The sequence below is a fragment of the Winogradskya humida genome (assembly GCF_016862215.1).
Lineage (GTDB): Bacteria > Actinomycetota > Actinomycetes > Mycobacteriales > Micromonosporaceae > Actinoplanes > Actinoplanes humidus.
In genome coordinates, this window is the sequence record NZ_BOMN01000086.1 from 145,400 (window position 1) to 164,832 (window position 19,433).

Below are 19,433 nucleotides of genomic sequence, written 5' to 3' on the forward strand. Positions count from 1 at the left end.
TTTTTCCCCTCGGCGGCGGTGACGCTACCGACCCCTCGGGCGCGGCGACGCCCCGAGCCGACTAGAGAAGGCAGAGGATGGCCGAGCTGACCATCTCCTCGGACGAGATCCGGGGGGCGCTAGAGCGCTACGTCTCGTCCTATTCGCCCGAGGTCTCCCGCGAGGAGGTCGGCATCGTCTCCGATGCGGGCGACGGAATCGCGCACGTCGAGGGTCTTCCCTCGACCCAGGCCAACGAGCTCCTGGAGTTCGAGGACGGCACCCTGGGTGTCGCCCTGAACCTGGACGTCCGAGAGATCGGTGTCGTCGTCCTGGGCGACTTCACCCACATCGAAGAGGGCCAGCAGGTCAAGCGCACCGGGCGCGTCCTCTCCGTCCCGGTCGGTGACGCCTACCTCGGCCGTGTGGTCGACGCCCTGGGCAACCCGATCGACGACCGCGGCGAGATCGCGAGCGAGGGTTTCCGCGAGCTCGAGCTGCAGGCGCCGAACGTCATGCAGCGCCAGCCGGTGAAGCAGCCGCTGCAGACCGGCATCAAGGCGATCGACGCCATGACGCCGATCGGCCGTGGCCAGCGCCAGCTGATCATCGGTGACCGTAAGACGGGCAAGACCACCATCGCCCTCGACACGATCATCAACCAGCGCGCCAACTGGGAGTCCGGTGACCCGGACAAGCAGGTTCGCTGCATCTACGTCGCCATCGGGCAGAAGGCGACCACCATCGCCAGCATCCGGGGGACGCTGGAGGAGCAGGGCGCGCTGCAGTACACGACCATCGTGGCCTCGCCGGCTTCCGACCCGGCCGGCTTCAAGTACATCGCGCCGTACACCGGTTCTTCCATCGGTCAGCACTGGATGTACAACGGCAAGCACGTCCTGATCGTCTTCGATGACCTGACGAAGCAGGCCGAGGCGTACCGGGCCGTGTCGCTGCTGCTGCGCCGCCCGCCGGGCCGCGAGGCGTACCCGGGCGACGTGTTCTACCTGCACAGCCGTCTGCTCGAGCGTTGCGCGAAGCTCTCCGACGAGCTGGGCGCCGGTTCCATGACGGGTCTGCCGATCATCGAGACGAAGGCCAGCGACATCTCGGCCTACATCCCGACGAACGTCATCTCCATCACCGACGGCCAGATCTTCCTCGAGGGTGACCTGTTCGCCTCCGGTGTGCGCCCGGCCATCAACGTCGGCACCTCGGTGTCCCGCGTCGGCGGTTCGGCGCAGGTCAAGGGCATGCGGACGGTCTCCGGCCGGCTCCGCCTCGACCTGGCCCAGTACCGCGAGCTGGAGGCCTTCTCGGCCTTCGCCTCCGACCTGGACCGGGCGTCGCGTAACCAGCTGGAGCGCGGTGCCCGCCTGGTCGAGCTGCTCAAGCAGCCGCAGTACAGCCCGCTCTCGGTCACCGAGGAGATCGTGACGATCTGGACCGGCACCACCGGCCAGCTCGACGACATCGCGGTTGCCGACGTCGGCCGTTTCGAGCGTGAGTTCCTCGAGTGGGTCAAGCGCAACCGCAGCGAGACGTTCACCGCCATTGAGAACGACGGCAAGCTGAGCGACGAGCAGCAGGAGACGCTGAAGTCCGGTGTCACCGAGTTCAAGCAGCAGTTCAAGCAGGGCGCTGCCGCCGGTGCTCCGAACGAGGCGCCCGCCGCGGCGCTGGAGTCGGGCCGCGAGACCCGGGAGACCGTGACCCGCGAGGTCCGTAGCTCCTCGGACGAGAGCTGATCCATGGCCGGTCAGGTACAGGCCCTCCGGCGGCGCATCAAGACCGTCCGGTCGACCAAGAAGATCGCCAAGGCCCAGGAGCTCGTCGCCACCAGCCGCATCGCCAAGGCGCAGGAGCGGGTGAACGCCTCCAAGCCGTACTCGGAGGCGATCACCCAGGTGCTGACCGCGTTGGCCTCCAACGCGTCGGTGGACAACCCGCTGCTGCAGCCGCGTGAGCGGGTGCGGCGCGCGGGTGTCCTGGTCATCACCAGCGACCGCGGCCTGGCCGGCGCCTACAACGCCAACGCCCTCCGGACCGCCGAGCAGCTGATCGCCCGGCTGAAGGCGGACGGCAAGGAAACGGTGCTGTACGTCGTCGGCCGCAAGGGTGCCGGCTACTACAAGTTCCGCAACCGGCCGGTCGAGGCCAGCTGGACGGGCTTCTCCGAGCGTCCGACGTTCGCGGATGCCAAGCGGATCGGTGACTCCCTGCTGGAGGCGTTCGTCGCCGGCGCGGATGACACGGACGAGCACTACGGTCCGGACGGCATCCAGGGCGTGGACGAGCTGCACATCGTCAGCACCCAGTTCAAGTCGCTCATGACCCAGTCCGCCGAGGCGCACTTCCTGGCGCCGATGGAGGTCGAGGAGACGGAGCGCGAGCCGGGGCTCCGGGCGGCGTACGAGTTCGAGCCGGAGGCCGAGGAACTGCTCGACGCGCTCCTGCCGAAGTACCTCAACACGCGGATCTACGCGGCGTTGCTGGACTCGGCGGCGAGCGAGTCGGCGTCGCGGCGCCGTGCGATGAAGAGCGCGTCGGACAACGCGGACGACCTGCTCAAGCGGTACACGCGCGAGATGAACTCCGCGCGGCAGGCTGCGATCACCCAGGAAATCAGTGAAATCGTCGGCGGCGTCGAGGCGCTGTCCACGTCGGGAAGTGATGTGTGATGACTGCTGTAGCTGAGCCCACCAAGACGGAGACCGGCGTCGGCCGCGTCGTCCGGGTCATCGGCCCGGTCGTCGACGCGGAGTTCCCCCGTGACGCCATGCCCGACATCTACAACGCGCTGCACGTCGACGTGACTCTCTCCGGAGGCACCAAGACGCTGACCCTGGAGGTCGCCCAGCACCTGGGTGACAACGTGATCCGGGGCATCTCGATGCAGCCGACCGACGGCCTCGTGCGAGGTTCCGAGGTCCGCGACACCGGCTCGCCGATCTCGGTGCCCGTCGGTGACGTGACCAAGGGCCACGTGTTCAACGCCCTGGGCGACGTGCTCAACGCCGACCCCGCGACGCTGAACATCACCGAGCGCTGGCCGATCCACCGCAAGGCCCCGGCCTTCGCGGACCTCGAGCCGAAGACCGAGATGCTGGAGACCGGCATCAAGGTGCTCGACCTGCTCGCGCCGTACGTGCGCGGTGGCAAGATCGGCCTGTTCGGCGGCGCGGGCGTGGGCAAGACGGTGCTCATCCAGGAGATGATCATCCGGGTTGCCCGTAACTTCGGCGGTACGTCGGTGTTCGCCGGCGTCGGCGAGCGCACCCGTGAGGGCAACGACCTCATCCTGGAAATGGAAGAGGGCAACGTCCTCGACAAGACCGCGCTGGTCTTCGGCCAGATGGACGAGCCGCCGGGCACCCGCCTGCGGGTCGCCCTGAGCGCCCTGACCATGGCGGAGTACTTCCGGGACGTCCAGAACCAGGAGGTGCTGCTCTTCATCGACAACATCTTCCGGTTCACCCAGGCCGGTTCCGAGGTCTCCACCCTGCTCGGCCGCATGCCGTCCGCCGTGGGTTACCAGCCCACCCTGGCGGACGAGATGGGCCAGCTGCAGGAGCGGATCACCTCCGTCAAGGGCAAGGCGATCACCTCGCTGCAGGCGATCTACGTGCCCGCCGACGACTACACCGACCCGGCGCCGGCGACCACGTTCGCCCACCTGGACGCGACGACGAACCTCGAGCGGTCGATCTCCGACAAGGGCATCTACCCCGCCGTGGACCCGCTGGCCTCCGGCTCGCGGATCCTGGCGCCCGAGTACGTCGGTGCCGAGCACTACGCGGTCGCCCGCGAGGTGCAGCGGATCCTGCAGAAGTACAAGGACCTGCAGGACATCATCGCGATCCTCGGTATGGACGAGCTCTCCGAAGAGGACAAGATCACGGTGCAGCGGGCTCGCCGCATCGAGCGCTTCCTCTCGCAGAACACGTACGCCGCCGAGCAGTTCACCGGTGTCGCCGGCTCGACGGTCCCGCTGAAGGAGACCATCGAGGCGTTCAAGAAGATCTGTGAAGGCGAGTACGACTCCTTCCCGGAGCAGGCCTTCTTCATGTGTGGTGGCCTCGAGGACCTCGAGCGCAACGCGCACGAGCTCATGAAGGGCTGACCAGCCACGTAGGACTCTGAGAACCGCATCGGCTTTGTGCCGGTGCGGTTTTCGGCTTTCCAGACGGATTTATCGGACAAAAGTTACCGTTTCCATAGGACCGTTATGTCCGTTTATTTCCTCGGTACCGGTATGGCCGGATGTGAAGAAATCTTCGATTGTTCGGATACTCTTGGCGGTCACTAAGCCTCGCGATCATCTCCATTGAGGTCGCCGATGGTGAAACCGATCGACGACGGTTGGGGAGCTTGTGTCTAAGAGCGGCAAGGGGAAATGGCGTTCCCCTCTGTGGGCGCGTCTCTGCGCCATCATCGGTTGCGTGCTGATGGTGACCGGCGGCGGCGCTCTCGTGGCGACCCAGGTCGCGGTCGCGCGTTACGCGGGTGCGGTGGACAGCAAGGATCTCTTCGGTAACGCGGCCGCGGGCGCGACCAAGACGTCCAGCAGCATCAAGGGCCCGCTCAACATCCTGCTCGTCGGCATCGACCCGCGCGACGCGAACACCGCACCGCTCTCCGACTCGATCATCGTCGTGCACATCCCCAAGGACCTGAACCAGGCGCAGATCTTCTCCATCCCCCGTGACCTGCGCGTGGAGATCCCGGCCTTCGAGAAGACCGGCTTCCAGGGCGGCACTGCGAAGATCAACGCCGCCATGTCGTACGGCAGCAGCGTCGGCAACGGCAAGCACGACGTGGCCCAGGGCTTCGAGCTGCTCGCCAAGACGGTCAGCCAGCTCACCGGCATCAAGAAGTTCGACGCCGGCGCCATCCTGAACTTCAACGGCTTCAAGGACATCGTCGAGGCCATGGACGGCGTCACGATGACGATCGACCAGAACGTCAAGTCCGAGCACCTGCAGCCCAACGGCAAGCCCCGCCCCCGCCGCCCCGAATGCGCCGACAACAGCTGCGACCACCCGTACACCGGGCCGCAGAAGACGTACAAGAAGGGCACGTACCACCTGGAGGCCTGGGAGGCGCTCGACTACGTGCGTCAGCGTTACGGCCTGCCCCGCAGCGACTACGACCGGCAGCGGCACCAGCAGCAGTTCATCAAGGCCATGGCGGAGCAGGCGCTCAGCAAGAACGTGGTGACCAACCCGATCAAGCTGGACCAGATCCTGCGCGCGGCCGGCGACGCCCTCATCTTCGACGGCAACGGCCACAACATCATCGACTGGGCCCTCGCCCTGCGCGGCGCCCGGGACATGACCCTGGTGAAACTGCCCGGCAAATCGCTGTTCGAGGGCAAGCAGTACATCGGTGAAGGCCTCGACGAATCGGCCGGCGACTTCTTCCAATCGGTCAGCGACGACAGCATCTCGACATTCCTGATCGACCACCCCGCGTTCCTGCAGGAACTGTGACAGTGGCGGTCACCACCCGGCAGGGCGGCGTATCACCCGGCCGTTTAGACTTCACCCCAACGGACAGCGGCCTTCTTTCAAGGCCGGCGAGCTTGACAGGAGAGAGCGTGGCCAAGCAGCTGCACGTCCAGGTTGTCGCCGTCGAGGAGCGAATCTGGTCCGGCGAAGCCGAGATGCTCGTCGCCCGCACCACCGAGGGCGAGATCGGCGTCCTGCCGGGTCACTCCCCGCTCCTGGGCCTGCTCAAGGAGCCCTCCCAGGTCCGCGTGAAGCTGGGCGGCGGTGAGCAGCTCACCTACGACGTCACCGGTGGCTTCCTCTCCATCGACGCCAACGGCGTGACGGTCCTGGCCGAGAGCGCGACCCCCGCCACCCCCGACGCGCACTGACGCCCAGCGATGCGGATTCTCGAGATCGTCGGAATCTGCGTCGCGGCGCTGCTCCTCGTCCTCTTCGCCGTCCTGCTGCGCGGCCGGATCCTGATGTCCGGCGGCGGCACGATCCGCCTCCAGGTCCGGACCACCACTATGGTCCCGGGCCGGGGCTGGTCGACCGGCGTGGGCACCTTCGTCGGCGACGAGCTCCGCTTCTACCGCATGTTCAGCTTCGCCTTCCGCCCGAAGCGCGTCCTGAACCGCCGCCTCCTCACGGTGGAGAACCGCCGCCTCCCCGAAGGCCCGGAACGCCTCAGCATGCCGGGCCACTGGGTGATCCTGCGCCTCAGGCAGACCGCCGAGGACATCGAGATCGCCATGGCCGAGTCGACGGTCACCGGCTTCCTCTCCTGGCTCGAAGCGGGCCCCCCGGGCCAGCCCGGCAGCGTGGCCCCGCGCCCCCAGATCACCCCGCGCCCCGCCGACAACTGACCGCCCGGTGATCGAGCACGTCTGCGTCATCCCGGCCGTCCCGGCCCGCGTGTTCGAGCTCGAACTGGACGTCGACGTCCACGCCGGCTCCCTGGCCGCCAGCAGCGAAACAGCCACCACCAGCACCGGCCGCCGCACCCTCGGGCTCGGCGACGAGGTCACCTTCCGCGCCCGCCACTTCGGCCTCCCCTGGCGAATGACCACCCGGATCACCGCCTGCGAGCCCCCGCACCGCTTCGTCGACGAACAGACCCGGGGCCCCTTCCGCTCCCTGCGCCACGAGCACCTCTTCGAAGACCTCGGCAACGGCACTACCCGCATGACCGACCGCATGACGGTGACCGCCCCACTGGGCCCCCTCGGCGCGATAGTCACCCGTCTGCTGCTGAACCCCTACCTGAGCCACCTCCTGAAACAACGCGCCGCCCACATCGAACAGCAGGCCGAGTCTCAACCCTGAGTGATGCCGTCCGATGGTGCTGGCTGCCCATGCCTCCACACCTCTCCCGGATTCGCCCTGCCCGGGCGGAGGGTCGTTGAGCTTCTCCCGCGACGGAGGTGCCCTGTATCCCACGGCTGGGCTCAAGAACACCTACGGCGTCTCCACGCCCGGCACCTACGAGATCTCTCCGACAGCTTCGACCACCTTCTGCGACGCGGACTACACGGAATGCTTCGAGATCCCGCCCTACGCCAGCACAGTGGTGGCCAAGTGTCGGACCAGCGCCGCGCTGCAGGTCACCCGAACCAGCGCCAAGAGTCGCTGGACGACCAAGCTGAGCGCCCAGGTCAAGCAGTACGACCGTTACGGGTCGGATCCGGCAACAGGCGTGGTGGTGAGGATCTATCGCGACGGCAAGCCCATCAAGGCTGCCGTCACGAACGCGGCCGGTGCCGTGAGCGCGACGATCGCCGACACGGCGGTCACTCCAGGCGTGGGGCGACGAGTTCGGCTTCGTAGCCCCATTCGTCCTCGAGGTAGGCGGCGTAGGTGTTGGGGCCGCTGGCGTAGGGGTGGAGGTCGGCGAAGAGGAGGGACCAGCCGTGGGCGGCCGACTCCTTGGTGAGGCGGTCGACCTCGTCGCGGGAGGGGACGCTGAAGGCCAGGTGGTTGAGGCCGGGGGCGAGGCGGTCGTGGGTGGTGCCGGTGAGGGCGCGGGACTGTTCCATGACGAGGTAGACCGTGCCGTCGCGCCAGGAGAGGCCGTTTTCCCATTTTTGGAAGGGCCGCCAGCCCAGCTCGGTCATGAGCCAGCCCCAGGGGCCGAGGGAGCCGGCGAGGTCCGGCACCCACAGCTCGACGTGGTGCAGGCTCACGACGCCTGGCCGCCCGGGATCCACTTCACGTCGCCCTGGGAGCCGTTGGCGGCTCGGGCGAGGATGAACAGGAGGTCGGAGAGGCGGTTGAGGTACTTTGCCGGCAAGGCGGGCGTACGCGACGGGTCCGCCTCTTGAAGTGACCAGGCGGCCCGCTCAGCGCGACGCGCCACGGTGCGGGCGACGTGCAGCAGGGCCGCGCCGGGGGTGCCGCCGGGCAGGACGAAGGAGTCCAGGGCCGGGAGCTGGTCGTTGTATTCGTCGCACCAGCCTTCGAGGCGCGTCACGTAGGACTCCTTGATGCGCAGCGGGGGGTACGCCGGGTTGTCCGACAGGGGGTTGCACAGGTCGGCGCCCACGTCGAAGAGGTCGTTCTGGATCGCGGTGAGGATGCTGCGGATGTCCGGGGGCAGGTTGCCGAGGGCGAGGGCGACACCGAGGGCGGCGTTGCATTCGTCGACGTCGGCGTACGCGACGATTCTGGGGTCGGTCTTGGCTGCCACCTCGTTGTTGCCCAGGCGGGTGGTGCCGGCGTCGCCGGTGCGGGTGTAAATGCGGGTGAGATGCACGGCCATGGCACCCACCCTACGGAGGCGGACCGCGGGCGCGCCCCATACGATTGCGCGCGTGGATGTGATCAGGGTCAAGGGTGGCGCACGTCTCTCCGGTGATGTCAGCGTCGGTGGCGCCAAGAACTCCGCATTGAAGCTGATGGCGGTCGCGTTGCTCGCCGAGGGGCGCAGCGTGATCGCCAATGTGCCGCGGATCACCGATATCGCGATCATGGGTGAGGTGCTGCGGCGGCTGGGTTGCGAGGTCAGTTTCGCCGATGGTGAGGTCACCATCGACGTGCCGGCCGAGCCCGGTGCCGAGGCCGACTATGACCTGGTGCGGCGGCTGCGGGCGTCGATCTGCGTGCTGGGGCCGCTGCTGGCCCGCCGCGGGTACACCCGGGTGGCGCTGCCGGGCGGTGACATGATCGGTTCGCGTGGGCTGGACATGCACGTGTCGGGGCTGGCGCGGCTGGGTGCGGAGATCTCCAACGAGCACGGGTTCGTCATCGCGTCGGCACCCGCGGGGCTGCGGGGCAGCAAGATCTGGCTCGATTTCCCGAGCGTGGGCGCGACCGAGAACATCCTGATGGCCGCGGTGCTGGCCAAGGGGATCACCGAGATCGACAACGCGGCCCGCGAGCCGGAGATCGTCGACATCTGCGAGATGCTCATCGACATGGGCGCCCGAATCGAGGGCGCGGGCACGTCGACGCTGACCATCGAGGGTGTCGAGGGGCTCAAGCCGGTGCGGCACACCACGGTCGGGGACCGGATCGTCGGCGGCACCTGGGCGTACGCCTCGGCGATGACCCGTGGCGACGTGACCGTCCACGGCGTTCGCCCCGAGTATCTTTCGATCGCCCTGGACAAGCTGGTCTCGGCGGGCGGCGTGGTCGAGCCCGGCGACAACCAGTTCCGGGTGCGGATGGACGACCGTCCCAAGGCCGTCGACATCGTGACGCTGCCCTACCCGGGTTTCGCCACGGACCTGCTGCCGATGGCGCTGGGGCTGGCGGCGGTGAGCAAGGGCACGTCGCTGATCACCGAGAACATCTTCGACGGCCGGTTCATGTTCGTGAACGAGATGGTGCGGCTCGGCGCTGACATCCGTACCGATGGGCATCATGCCGTGACGAACGGCCGGGAGCGACTCTCCGGTGCTCCCGTGCGGGCGACGGACATCCGCGCGGGTGCCGGCCTGGTCATCGCGGGGCTGTGCGCCGACGGGATCACCGAGGTCGGCGAGGTCCACCACATCGACCGCGGCTATCCGGACTTCGTCTCCGACCTGGCCAACCTCGGCGTGGACGTGGAGCGCGCGGACGTTCCCGAGCCGACGTACGACTTCTAGAGGACCAGTCTCCTGGCTTCCTCGACTTCCTCCGGGAAGACGAGGACCAGGACGCGCCCGTCTGGACGTACGGCCGATGTGGAGCGGATCCCGGCCGTCGCGAGCACGCCTTTGATCTCGTCGGCCAGGTCGGGGTCGTCGGTGGCCGCAGCCGGGCAGAGCAGGCCGAAGTCGTCGCCGTGGTCGTTGAAGATGGCCAGGCCGTCGTAGAGGTCGCGGAGCGGGTCCTCGCGGGTCTCCTCATGCCATTGCAGGCCCATCCGCCAGAAGATGGCGCCGAGAAAGCCGACCAGCGAGACAGCTATGAAGGGCCCGAGGAGGTACCAGCCGTCGCTTGGTGGCATGGGCACAGTCTGGCACCGGCGAATCGGCATTTCAGGAGAATTGCCCCGATAGAGGTCCTGAATCGTCGTTAAGCAGAAGCCGTTAGGCTGAGACTGACGACACACTTACGGCGCTGAGGAGTGACACACATGGCGGGTCGGCTCGCGGTCATCGGCTCGGGTCTGATGGGTTCCGGAATCGCCCAGGTGGCGGCGCAGTCCGGATGGCAGGTCACCATGCGCGACCTCGACGAGGCCTCGCTGGCCCGCGGGCTCGCTGCGATCAAGGATTCGCTCGGGCGCTTCGCCGCCAAGGGGAAGATCTCGCAGGAGGACGCCGACGCCGCGATCGGCCGGATCACGACCACCACCGAGCTGGAGGCGGCCGCCGACGCCGACGTGGTGGTCGAGGCGATCTTCGAGAAGATCGAGGCGAAGCACGAGGTCTTCCGGGCACTCGACAAGATCTGCAAGCCGGGTGCGGTGCTCGGCAGCAACACCTCCGCGATCCCGATCACCGCGATCGCCGCGGTCACCGAGCGCCCCGAGTCGGTGGTCGGCATCCACTTCTTCTCGCCGGTGCCGATGATGAAGCTGGTCGAGCTGGTCCGGGGCTATCAGACCTCGGACGAGACGCTGGCCTCCGCGCGGTCGTTCGCCGAGGAGGTCGGCAAGACCTGCGTCGAGGTGAAGCGGGACGTCGCGGGTTTCGTCTCCAACCGGCTCTTCTCCGCGCTGCTGGTCGAGGCGATCCAGCTGGTCGAGTCGGGCGTGGTCAGCGCCGCCGACCTGGACACGGTGATGAAGCTCGGCTTCGGGCACGCGATGGGCCCGCTGGCCACGGTCGACCTGACCGGTCTCGACGTGATGCTGAACGCCGCCGGCAACATCTACCGCGACACCGCCGACGAGAAGTTCTTCCCGCCGGAGCTGCTCCAGCGCATGGTCACGGCCGGCGACCTGGGCCGCAAGACGGGCAAGGGGTTCTACACGTACTAGGAGACGTCGCGAAGGTCATTGCGAGGACGTCGCGAAGGTCAGTGCGAGGACGGTCGCGGCCAGCATCCCGCCGAGCAGGGTCAGCCCGACCCCGCCGAGGTCGAGCCGGGAGTGCAGCCGGTGGTGGGCGTAGAGCGCCGCCACCGGCAGGCCCGCCGAGGGAGCGACGAGGAAGGCCAGCCAGCCCAGCAGCTGGACGACGACAACGCCGGGCACGTCCCTGCGGCCGAACGTCACCAGGCCGGCCGCGATCAGCGCGGTCAGCCCCGCGACCAGCGCGCCTGCCAGCGGCAGCAGCGCGAGCGTCCAGCGCGGCATGCGATGGCGTTCGCGGGGCCGCGCGGTGACCTCGATCCGCTGGGCGGCGCTGGCGAGCAGGGTCCGGGCCGAGCGGCGCTGGGCAGGTGCGGGCCCCTGGGTGAGGGCGGGCCGCGGCAACGCCTCGACCGGTGCCGGTTCCGGCAGCTCGCCCAGGGCCCGGGTGCGGACCCCGGCGCGCAACTGGGCCCAGAGCCGGTCCGCCTCACGGTCCACATCCAGCACCTGGGAAGCGGCCGCGCCCGCCCAGCGTTCCGCGGCGGCCGCGTCGCTCTCGGCCCGTGCCAGCTCACCGGCTGCCTGCGCGGCGCTGGTCTGGTACGCCTGCTCGGCGTTGTCCAGCTCGGTCGAGCGCCGTTTCGCCACGTCGCCGAGTGCGGTCATCATCTGCTGGTAGTCGCGGTCACGTGTGGTCACTGTTCACCTCGTACGGGATGATCACTTCCGGGGTCCGGTGCACCGAGCGGTCGAAGAACAGGGCGCGGCGCCGGCGTGGATGCCATTCCGGGCCGCCGGGCTGCGGGTAGAGCGGGCTCAGGTCGGCGCCCTGCACGTCCAGGGCCACCCAGGCGCCGAGGTGAGCGGTCAGGCCGTCGTGCAGCTGTGCCACCGAGCGCCACCAGCCCAGGACATGCATCCGCTGCTCGGGTCCGTCGGCCAGCAGGGCCCGTAGCCGCTCGCGCTGGGCCCGGCCGGCCTTATCCAGCCCGTACCCGATCAGGTAGTGGGGGATGTCGCCCGCTTCGGGGATCACGCCGAGATCACTGGTGACGGCCTGGGGGAGTTCGGCCATCAGCCGGGCGGCGGCCTGCTCGGCGTCCGGGTCCAGGCAGAAGATGCTGAACCGCGCCGGGCCCTGCGCGGCGAGGGAGAGTGCCGCGGCGGCGAGCACGTCGCAGGCTTCATCGGTACGCGTACCGAGCACCGCCAGATTGCGCCCCGGCATCCGACCCAGCCGCAGCCGCGCCGGCCGGGCCGCGACGTCGATCCGCTCGCCCAGCACGGCGCCGGGGGAGGATCCGACGTCGTCCGGCAGCCGCCCGCTCGGCCTGTACACGTCCGGGAGCCGCGGCACGACCTCGCCGTCGAACAGCCGTGGCGCGTCGCAGTTCTCATCCCGGCGCAGCCACAGCTTGCGTTGCAGGCTGCGCCACGCCGTCCGGTCGCTCGCGTCGGGCACCCGGACGACGCCATTGTCGGTCGCCGCGTGGAAGCGGGGGATGACCTCCGCTGCCAGGTTGCCCTCGGCCAGGACGCCCTGCGCCTTCGGCAGCGCGATCCGCAGCGGGAACCCGTCGATGTCCCCGCCGTCCCGCGCCGCGACGATCAGATGGATCCCCTGCGTGTGCCCACGTCGTGCCAGGTCTTTCACCAGTAGCAGCACCTCGGCGTCCGCCGACAGCGGGACGTCGTCGAGGACGGCGACGATCCGCGGCCAGTGCCCGTGCGGATCCGCCTCGCGCAGCTCCGCCGGCGTCGACGCCTCGTGCCGCTTCGCCGCCTGGGCGCGGGTACGCAGCTCCTCGCCGAGGTGCCGCAGCAGCGCCAGGACGAACTCGCGGTCATTGTCGACATTGATGCCGGCCAGCCGTACCTGGGGCAGCCAGCTGGGGTCGCGCGGGCCCGGCGTGACCTGGGCGAACGACGGTCCCAACAGGTAGAGGGCGAGTTCGCCGGGGCCGTATCGGGCGGCTAGCGAGCCGATCCACGCGTAGAGCACGTTCGTCTTGCCGGAGCCGGCGGGGCCGCCGATGAACGCGTGCGGCGTGTCGTCGCCGAGCGCCAACGGGACCGTCGAGCCGTCCGTGCTGTCGCCGAGGGGCGCGGTCAGGCGTTGTGCGGACGATTCGGCCCAGAACGTGCCGGGTTCGAGGTCCGCGAGGCGCGCGGGCGGTGGCCCGGCGAGCAGTCGCTCCACGGTGGCCCGGCAGAACCCGGCGATGCGGTCGGTCGGGGGCGGGCTGTCGAGGGTGACTTCCAGGTCTCCGGTGGTGTCGCAGGCCGCGATGCCGTCGCGCGCCGAGACGCGCTCCACCGTCGGGTGCGGGGCCAGTTCCAAACCTCTGACCATCACATGTACGCCGCAAGCCACGCCCGTCCGCACGATCCGTTCGAGTTGCGCCCGCTGGGAATCGCTGAGTTCGGCGGCGCTGCGGGCGTCGAGCAGCAGCACGACCACCCGCCACGGTTCGGGGCGCGAGCCGGGGGTCGCGGCGGTGAGTTCGGCGAGGGAGGCGTACCCGCCGGCCAGCACGCTCTCGTTCACCCGGCAGATGTGCTCGACCAGCTCGTCCAGGGCGGCACCGAGCCCGCCGGGGCTGATGAGCCGCAGCAGCCCGCCGTTGCCCAGCGGCGCGAACCCGGCGAGGGTGCCACCGAGATTCTCCGGGTCGTAGATGCTGACGTGCACGTCGCCGGGCCGGGTGGTGCCCAGCGCTCGCAGCAGCACGCCGGAGAGCACTCCGTCGGCGTCGGGCTGCGCGCCGAGGACGTTCAGGTGCGCGTGGTCGAGGAACGGGACGAGGGCGGGCAGTCTGGTCCGCTCCTCGCCGATCTCGTACGCGACGGTCCCGATCCGCAGCATCCCGGGCCGGCCGACCCGATCGGGCTCGGTCGGGGTCCAGTAACGCCACGCTGTCCCCGCGGCGCCCGGTGCGGAGAGGGCGGCCAGCTGCGCCACCTTGCGGCTCAGCGTGGTGGCTTCGGTGGTGCTGCGGTGCAGGATGTCCTGCCGGGCAGCCTCCCGGGCCTCGGTGAGCTGGGCGAGGCAGGTCGCGTACGCCTCCCGGATCAGCTTCTTGCGCCGCTGGGCCTCGTCGCGGGCCGATTCGGCGGCGGCGAGAACGGCCCGTGCGGTGCCCCGGGCCTCGGCGAGCTCCTGCCGGACCACGGCGACGAGCGCGGTGCGGTGGCTACCCACTCAGTCAACCCCCCGGTGTACGGCACGTGAGGGGATTTTAACCGTTTTAGAGTATTTGCCGACCGTTTGTACCGCGTGTCGCTTCGGTCAACGGCTCCGAGCGGGTGAGCCAGCGCGGGTCCGTGCTCAGCAGCTCCTGCCACAACCGCGCCGAGATCAGCTCGGCACCCTGGACCTTCCACTGATCGAGGGACTCCCGCCGCACATGCCGGCGGAACCAGTCGATGATCCGCCGCCCGTCCAGATCCATGCCGTCGGTCTGCGGGACGCGCTCGTACGGCCGCACGCCCAGCACACTGCAGTAGTGCAGCGCGTTGTAGAACCGCCACTCCTCCGAGGTCCCCGAGACGCCGGCCGGTTTGAGCCGCTCCACCTGCTCGCTCAGCACCGCGCGCAACTCGGCCGCCCGGATCAGCGGCTGATCGGTCAGCCCCGGATCCCGCGCCTGCAGCCGCCGGTCCACCGTGGGCAGATCAACGAGCGGGTTACGCAGCAGCCGCCCCAGATCGCCGTAGTCCTCCAGCGCGCGCAGCGTCAACCGGCGGAACTCCGGCTCGTCCATCGCGATCATCCGATGCCGCTCCCGCCGCCGGGGCAGCGCGTCGGCGGCCAGCAGCAGCGCGGCCCGATCCCGGCGCAGCCGCCCGTTCTGCAGGAACGCGAGCCGGTCCAGCAACGCCCGCAGTGGCGCGGCGGCCCCCACCGCGCTCAGCACCACCCCCACCAGCACGAACTGGAGCACGATCACCGCGGTCAGCCCCGGCGTCGCGAGCATGGTCACGGCGGCCGGCCCGCCACACAGCAGCACGGCCACCACCGCCGCGACGAGCGAGCGGCGCAGATCGGGCAGCAGCCGCTCACCGGCCTCGACGGCGTCCTGCACGGCCACCAGGAAGCCGAGCAGCGCCAGGTCGACACCCATCGTGGCGAGCACCAGCTCCGGAGCGCCGAGATCGATCGGGGCGAGCACGACCACGAGGCCCACGACGTAGAGCGCTGCCGCGGCGAGCAGGGCGGTGGGCAGGTGCTTCGGGCGTACCCTCTCGCGGTATCTCAGCAGTAGGGCCAGCCCACCGGCGAGCGGAGCCAGCGCGATCAGCTTGCCCACCCCCGGCAGCAGCACCGCCGGCGCCAGGAAGATCACCAGGCTCCCCGCCCAGCCCCGCTCGGCCACCCGCCGCTCCGGCGCCTCCTGCGGCAGCAGTGAGGTCGCCGCCCCGGCCCAGAGCAGGGCCGGGACACAGAACAAGAGCTCCGAGACCGAGGACCCCGGCGAGATCATCCAAGCCACAATCCCTGTTCCGTACGCCCAGAGCGCACCCGCCGCCCGCCACAGCACCGCCCTCCCCGGATCCCGCCCGACCAGGTAAGCGCCGAGCCACCAGGCCAGGGCGAACGCGGGAACTGCGACGGCGGCCACCGGCTGAGTCAACCAAACAGTTGCTGCGTCTCGACACCCTGAACCGACCGGCGTTCCCTCTTACGCTGCTGACGACGTCTGATCACCCACCAGCCACCGAAGACCAGCAGCACGAGCCCGAGCAGCACCAGAATCGGCAACAGGATCGCGAGCAGCGACAACAGGACGCTGGTGATGTCCTCAGCGGTGCTGGCGACCGGCGCCCCGAACCCGGCGGTGGTGGCATTCACCACGGGCCGGGAAGCAGCCTTGACACTGTGCACCCCGAACGCGAGCACCACCCCGGCGGCGATCGGCACCCACTGATGCGACCCGAAGAACGACCCCGGATCCGTCACGGTCACGGTCTCGGACGACGACCCGGCCCCGAACGCGAGCCCGCCCGCCGTCGGCCGCACGATGGTCTGCACCACATCATTGATGTGATCGACCACAGGCACCTTGTCAGCCACCATCTCGACGGCCAGCAGCACCGCCAAAATAGCGATCACCCACCCGTTCGAGAGCCACTGCCACCCGCCGGGAAGATCAATAGTGTCGGTATAACGAGCCAGCAGACCCATCGTGAGCAGGGGGATGTACGCATTGAGCCCGGCGGATGCCGCCAGGCCGCTACCAGTGAGCACTTCGAGCACACCACCAGCATGGCACCGCCGCGCTCGCCCGGCCCGGCGACGGAGGCTACCCTCGTGCGGTGCGTCTGGTCATCGCGAAATGCTCCGTGGACTATGTCGGCAAACTCTCCGCCCACCTACCGCCGGCCACCCGCCTGCTCATGGTGAAGGCGGACGGGTCCGTGTCGATTCATGCCGACGATCGGGCCTACAAGCCACTCAACTGGATGAGCCCACCCTGCAAGCTGCAGGAGGCCCCCGGGGTGTGGAAGGTCGTCAACAAAGCCGGTGAGGAGCTGCGGATCACCCTGGAGGAGATCTTCCAGGACACGTCCTATGAGCTCGGGTTCGATCCTGGGCTGGTCAAGGATGGTGTCGAGGCTCATCTGCAGGAGTTGCTCGCCGCCCACCCGGAGACTTTCGGCGAGGGGTGGGTGCTGGTCCGGCGCGAGTACATGACGGCTATCGGGCCTGTCGATCTGCTGTGCCGTGATGCTTCGGGAGCCGCTGTCGCCGTGGAGATCAAGCGGCGGGGGGAGATCGACGGGGTTGAGCAGCTCACCCGGTATCTCGAGCTGATGAACCGTGATCCGCTGCTTTATCCGGTTACCGGGATTTTCGCCGCTCAGGAGATCAAGCCGCAGGCCCGGGTGCTGGCCACCGACCGTGGCATTCGGTGCGTCGTCGTCGATTACGACAAGCTGCGCGGGATGGACCGGAACGAGCTCACCCTGTTCTGACGGTGGTGACGAACGTTGGGATGTGCTGCTCGCTGCGATGGCAGAGCATCTCGCTGCCCTTCTTGACCTTGGGCCGCCGGAGTGGACTCGCCCGAGAGTGTTGTCTACGCCTTGAGGGCTATTCACAGGTCGTCGGCTTCCTGATTCTACTGTGGATTCCTAGGCCTTCACTGAATAAGCCTCCCTGTCTCTGCAGTTCGGAGCACCGTCACAGTGTGACAATGGTCGTCCTCCGCCCGCCACCATTTCCCAACCTATTAATACTCACCATCTGCCATTCACGCCCCTATGATCTGTCTCAACCCTACAATGGCACGCCTACCCCTTCCGATCATGTGACTCCCTGAGAAGCATTAAGGGATGGAATGCGCGCAGCTGGAAATTTTCACGGCGGTCGAATTGGCATGGCTACGTGATCCCACGCGGCGCCGGAACTACTCCGCGGCAACCGAAGTGTTCCGCCGTGAGCACCGGGTCCGGCGCGCGTTCGGGAAAGCCTTGGGCCATACCGCCCGGCTGCGACGCGACTCCCCCGAGGCGCGGACACCGGACGGCAACCTCAGGTGGATCGAGGCAGCTCGTGCTTTGTTCCGGGCAGCGAACACCACGCAGGCCGACGCTGACGCCGACGCCGAGCGTGACCGCAGGCGTGCCGCCGGTGACCTGTTCGACTGGACCCGTTTCATCAACCGCTGGCAGGTGAAGTACGCAGCCGCCTGCTTGCCCCCAACACCTGACCCGCTCGGGGGCCACCCCGATGACGCCACGCGTTCACATAAGAGAATCTTCTTCGAGCCTCGCGCACAATGGCCGAAATCGTCATCGACGGCTATCGGTGAGCCGTGTATTCAGGGAGGAATGTTCAGGACGGGGAGATCAGGCCGTCCACCTGCGGCGATCTGCAGCTCAAGGTAGGTCCTGAGTAACCCTCCTTGGTTTCCGTCGTCGTTGCGGTCCAAGCAGATGGAGGCCTTGGTTACCGCGCCGGCGGCTTTTTGGAAGCATGGCGTTTATCTGTCCGCGCGGGATTTGGAAGCGGCGTAGGTCGGTGGGTTAACCCCGGGGTGGGGGTGCGTGCGGGTTGGACCCTTTGGGGGAGGGGTGGTTGCACGCGGCTGCTGGGTTGCTGGCCTCGCTTCGCTCGGGGGCACTGCGCCCAAGGGCGTGCCGGTGCCGAGGACACCGAAAATGACCACGGCAAAGGGCGCCTAGTCATTTTCGGCGCCCTCGGCACCGGCGGGGCGCAGTGCGACTTACGTTGCGCTACCACCATGTTTTTGGGCGCTTCCACCTGCGGTGAGGTCAGGCCGTTATCAGGTGGGGGGCCGTTGGGTGGGGGCTTCAACCTGAGGGGTCAGTCCGTCAGGGGTTTGGGGACGGGGACGTTGTTGAAGGCTGCGACTGTTTTGTTGGCGTAGGCGTTCATGTCGCCGGATTCCATCGGGCCGTCCCAGTCCTCGGGGAGGGGGACTGTGACCTCGGGCGCCACGCGCTGAACGATTTTGTCGAGGACCTTTTCGGCGTCGCCTACCCAGAGGTGTTTGGCGCCCGGCATGGGGATGACCTCGGCGTGGGGGATGGCGGCGAATCTTTCCGTGGCTTCTGCCGGGCGGAGGTAGTCGTCGAATTCGGGGATCAGAGCCGTGAGCGGTTTTCCGTCCGCAGCCCAGGCCTTCAGGTGTTCGGGAGATGAGAAGCGCAGGGGCGGGGACAGGAGAATGGCGCCTGTGACGGTGGGGTCTAGGCCGTGCATGAGGGTTAGGTCGGTGCCGAAGGACCAGCCTAGGAGCCAGATGTTGGGGAGGTCGGCGAACTCGGCGTATTCGATGGCGGCGGCTACGTCGTAGCGTTCGCCGTTCGCGGCGTCGAAGGCGCCTTCGCTGGTGCCTCGGACGCTGGTGGTGCCTCGGGTGTTGAAGCGGAGGACTGCCACGGCGGCCAGGGCGGGGAGGCGCCAGGCGGCCTTGCGGAAGATGTGGCTGTCCATCATGCCGCCGTGGGTGGGCAGGGGGTGGAGGCAGACCAGGGTTGCCACCGGGGGGCGGTCGAGGGGGACCGCGAGCTCGCCGACCAGGGTCAGGCCGTCGGCGGTGTGCAGCGTGATGTCTGTCCGCTTGGCGGGCAGGATGGAGTTCGCGCGGATGGAAGCCACCCGACCATCCTTACCCGCGGGAAGCCGCTAGCCGTAGCGGGGGGCGTTTCTCGAGCGTTCCACGGTGGGGGCGCGGCGGTCGCGGGCGCGCCAGCAGCCGGTGTGCCAGTGGCGGCGGTCGGATTCGTCGCCGCGGTCGTCGGCGGGCCAGGCGACGATGTGGGCGACGCCGGGGCGGATCTCCTGCATGCAGCCGGGGCAGCGGTAGGTCTTCGTCGCCGCGCCGCCGAAGATGGAGCGGACCATCCAGTCGCCGTCCTGGTATTGCTGGACGCCGCCGATGCCCCGGCGGACGTTGTCGTCCTCGGGGTCGGCGGGGGCCGCCGGTCGCTGTGACGACTTGGGGCGGTTGCGGCGGGGGCTCACAACAATCAAGCGTACGTGTGAG

Annotated in this window: 19 protein-coding genes; 10 read left to right on the forward strand and 9 right to left on the reverse strand. The window is 68.7% G+C overall.

The window, feature by feature from the left end; genetic code table 11:
* Positions 1 to 77 precede the first annotated feature (77 nt).
* The 7 genes from atpA (at position 78) to Ahu01nite_RS29670 (ending at position 6,797) form a co-directional block, all read left to right on the forward strand.
* Positions 78 to 1,727 carry a F0F1 ATP synthase subunit alpha gene (gene atpA / locus Ahu01nite_RS29640; protein ID WP_203839949.1) on the forward strand — a complete coding sequence of 550 codons (1,650 nt, stop codon included), beginning with the start codon at positions 78 to 80 and terminating at the stop codon, positions 1,725 to 1,727.
* 3 nt (positions 1,728 to 1,730) lie between these two features.
* Entirely contained in the window at positions 1,731 to 2,660 is a 930-nt protein-coding gene (locus tag Ahu01nite_RS29645; RefSeq protein WP_203839950.1) for a F0F1 ATP synthase subunit gamma, read from the forward strand.
* On the forward strand, positions 2,660 to 4,102 hold the full coding sequence (gene atpD / locus Ahu01nite_RS29650; RefSeq protein WP_438874838.1) for a F0F1 ATP synthase subunit beta: 1,443 nt from the start codon (positions 2,660 to 2,662) through the stop codon (positions 4,100 to 4,102). The genes Ahu01nite_RS29645 and atpD overlap by 1 nt, the downstream gene beginning before the upstream one ends.
* A gap of 250 nt (positions 4,103 to 4,352) precedes the next feature.
* On the forward strand, positions 4,353 to 5,471 hold the full coding sequence (locus tag Ahu01nite_RS29655; protein ID WP_438874839.1) for an LCP family protein: 1,119 nt from the start codon (positions 4,353 to 4,355) through the stop codon (positions 5,469 to 5,471).
* 107 nt (positions 5,472 to 5,578) lie between these two features.
* Positions 5,579 to 5,860, forward strand: coding sequence for a F0F1 ATP synthase subunit epsilon (locus tag Ahu01nite_RS29660; RefSeq protein WP_203839952.1), 282 nt, complete (start codon positions 5,579 to 5,581; stop codon positions 5,858 to 5,860).
* A 9-nt stretch (positions 5,861 to 5,869) separates the two neighbouring features.
* Positions 5,870 to 6,337, forward strand: coding sequence for a DUF2550 domain-containing protein (locus Ahu01nite_RS29665; protein WP_203839953.1), 468 nt, complete (start codon positions 5,870 to 5,872; stop codon positions 6,335 to 6,337).
* Between the two features lie 7 nt (positions 6,338 to 6,344).
* On the forward strand, positions 6,345 to 6,797 hold the full coding sequence (locus tag Ahu01nite_RS29670) for an SRPBCC family protein (protein WP_203839954.1): 453 nt from the start codon (positions 6,345 to 6,347) through the stop codon (positions 6,795 to 6,797).
* Positions 6,798 to 7,261: 464 nt separating this feature from the next.
* Here Ahu01nite_RS29670 and Ahu01nite_RS29675 read toward each other — a convergent pair whose 3' ends face one another.
* Positions 7,262 to 7,654, reverse strand: coding sequence for a VOC family protein (locus tag Ahu01nite_RS29675; protein ID WP_239159237.1), 393 nt, complete (start codon positions 7,652 to 7,654; stop codon positions 7,262 to 7,264).
* The gene (locus Ahu01nite_RS29680; RefSeq protein ID WP_203839956.1) at positions 7,651 to 8,229 is read right to left on the reverse strand and encodes a cob(I)yrinic acid a,c-diamide adenosyltransferase; all 579 of its coding nucleotides are present in this window, start codon (positions 8,227 to 8,229) and stop codon (positions 7,651 to 7,653) included. Before Ahu01nite_RS29680 ends, Ahu01nite_RS29675 begins: the two co-directional genes overlap by 4 nt.
* On the opposite strand from Ahu01nite_RS29680, the gene murA reads away from it, so the two are divergent.
* Positions 8,228 to 9,559: a UDP-N-acetylglucosamine 1-carboxyvinyltransferase gene (gene murA, locus Ahu01nite_RS29685; protein WP_203839957.1), complete on the forward strand. Its 1,332-nt coding sequence runs from the start codon at positions 8,228 to 8,230 to the stop codon at positions 9,557 to 9,559. The genes Ahu01nite_RS29680 and murA overlap by 2 nt on opposite strands.
* Here the strand turns inward: murA and Ahu01nite_RS29690 are convergent.
* Positions 9,556 to 9,903 (reverse strand): hypothetical protein, encoded by a 348-nt coding sequence (locus tag Ahu01nite_RS29690; RefSeq protein ID WP_203839958.1) that lies wholly within the window; start codon positions 9,901 to 9,903, stop codon positions 9,556 to 9,558. The genes murA and Ahu01nite_RS29690 overlap by 4 nt on opposite strands.
* A 129-nt stretch (positions 9,904 to 10,032) precedes the next feature.
* On the opposite strand from Ahu01nite_RS29690, the gene Ahu01nite_RS29695 reads away from it, so the two are divergent.
* Entirely contained in the window at positions 10,033 to 10,881 is an 849-nt protein-coding gene (locus tag Ahu01nite_RS29695; RefSeq protein ID WP_203839959.1) for a 3-hydroxyacyl-CoA dehydrogenase family protein, read from the forward strand.
* Positions 10,882 to 10,896: 15 nt separating this feature from the next.
* Here Ahu01nite_RS29695 and Ahu01nite_RS29700 read toward each other — a convergent pair whose 3' ends face one another.
* Genes Ahu01nite_RS29700 through Ahu01nite_RS29715 form a run of 4 tightly spaced genes read right to left on the reverse strand, consistent with a single transcriptional unit; the run spans position 10,897 to position 16,174 of the window.
* Positions 10,897 to 11,616, reverse strand: a complete 720-nt coding sequence (locus Ahu01nite_RS29700) for a hypothetical protein (RefSeq protein WP_203839960.1) — start codon at positions 11,614 to 11,616, stop codon at positions 10,897 to 10,899.
* Positions 11,603 to 14,119 (reverse strand): FtsK/SpoIIIE domain-containing protein, encoded by a 2,517-nt coding sequence (locus tag Ahu01nite_RS29705; protein WP_203839961.1) that lies wholly within the window; start codon positions 14,117 to 14,119, stop codon positions 11,603 to 11,605. Before Ahu01nite_RS29705 ends, Ahu01nite_RS29700 begins: the two co-directional genes overlap by 14 nt.
* A 46-nt stretch (positions 14,120 to 14,165) precedes the next feature.
* Positions 14,166 to 15,539, reverse strand: a complete 1,374-nt coding sequence (locus Ahu01nite_RS29710) for a hypothetical protein (protein ID WP_203839962.1) — start codon at positions 15,537 to 15,539, stop codon at positions 14,166 to 14,168.
* 8 nt (positions 15,540 to 15,547) lie between these two features.
* Positions 15,548 to 16,174: a DUF4126 domain-containing protein gene (locus tag Ahu01nite_RS29715; protein WP_203839963.1), complete on the reverse strand. Its 627-nt coding sequence runs from the start codon at positions 16,172 to 16,174 to the stop codon at positions 15,548 to 15,550.
* Between the two features lie 59 nt (positions 16,175 to 16,233).
* Here Ahu01nite_RS29715 and nucS point away from each other — a divergent pair, with 59 nt between their 5' ends.
* Positions 16,234 to 16,893, forward strand: a complete 660-nt coding sequence (nucS, locus tag Ahu01nite_RS29720) for an endonuclease NucS (protein WP_203839964.1) — start codon at positions 16,234 to 16,236, stop codon at positions 16,891 to 16,893.
* A gap of 1,354 nt (positions 16,894 to 18,247) precedes the next feature.
* Here the strand turns inward: nucS and Ahu01nite_RS29725 are convergent.
* A complete protein-coding gene (locus tag Ahu01nite_RS29725) occupies positions 18,248 to 19,045 on the reverse strand; it encodes an alpha/beta hydrolase (RefSeq protein WP_203839965.1) in 798 nt (265 codons plus the stop codon).
* Between the two features lie 27 nt (positions 19,046 to 19,072).
* Complete coding sequence (locus Ahu01nite_RS29730; RefSeq protein WP_498370805.1) at positions 19,073 to 19,411, reverse strand: Rv1322 family protein; 339 nt, start codon at positions 19,409 to 19,411, stop codon at positions 19,073 to 19,075.
* Positions 19,412 to 19,433: the final 22 nt, after the last annotated feature.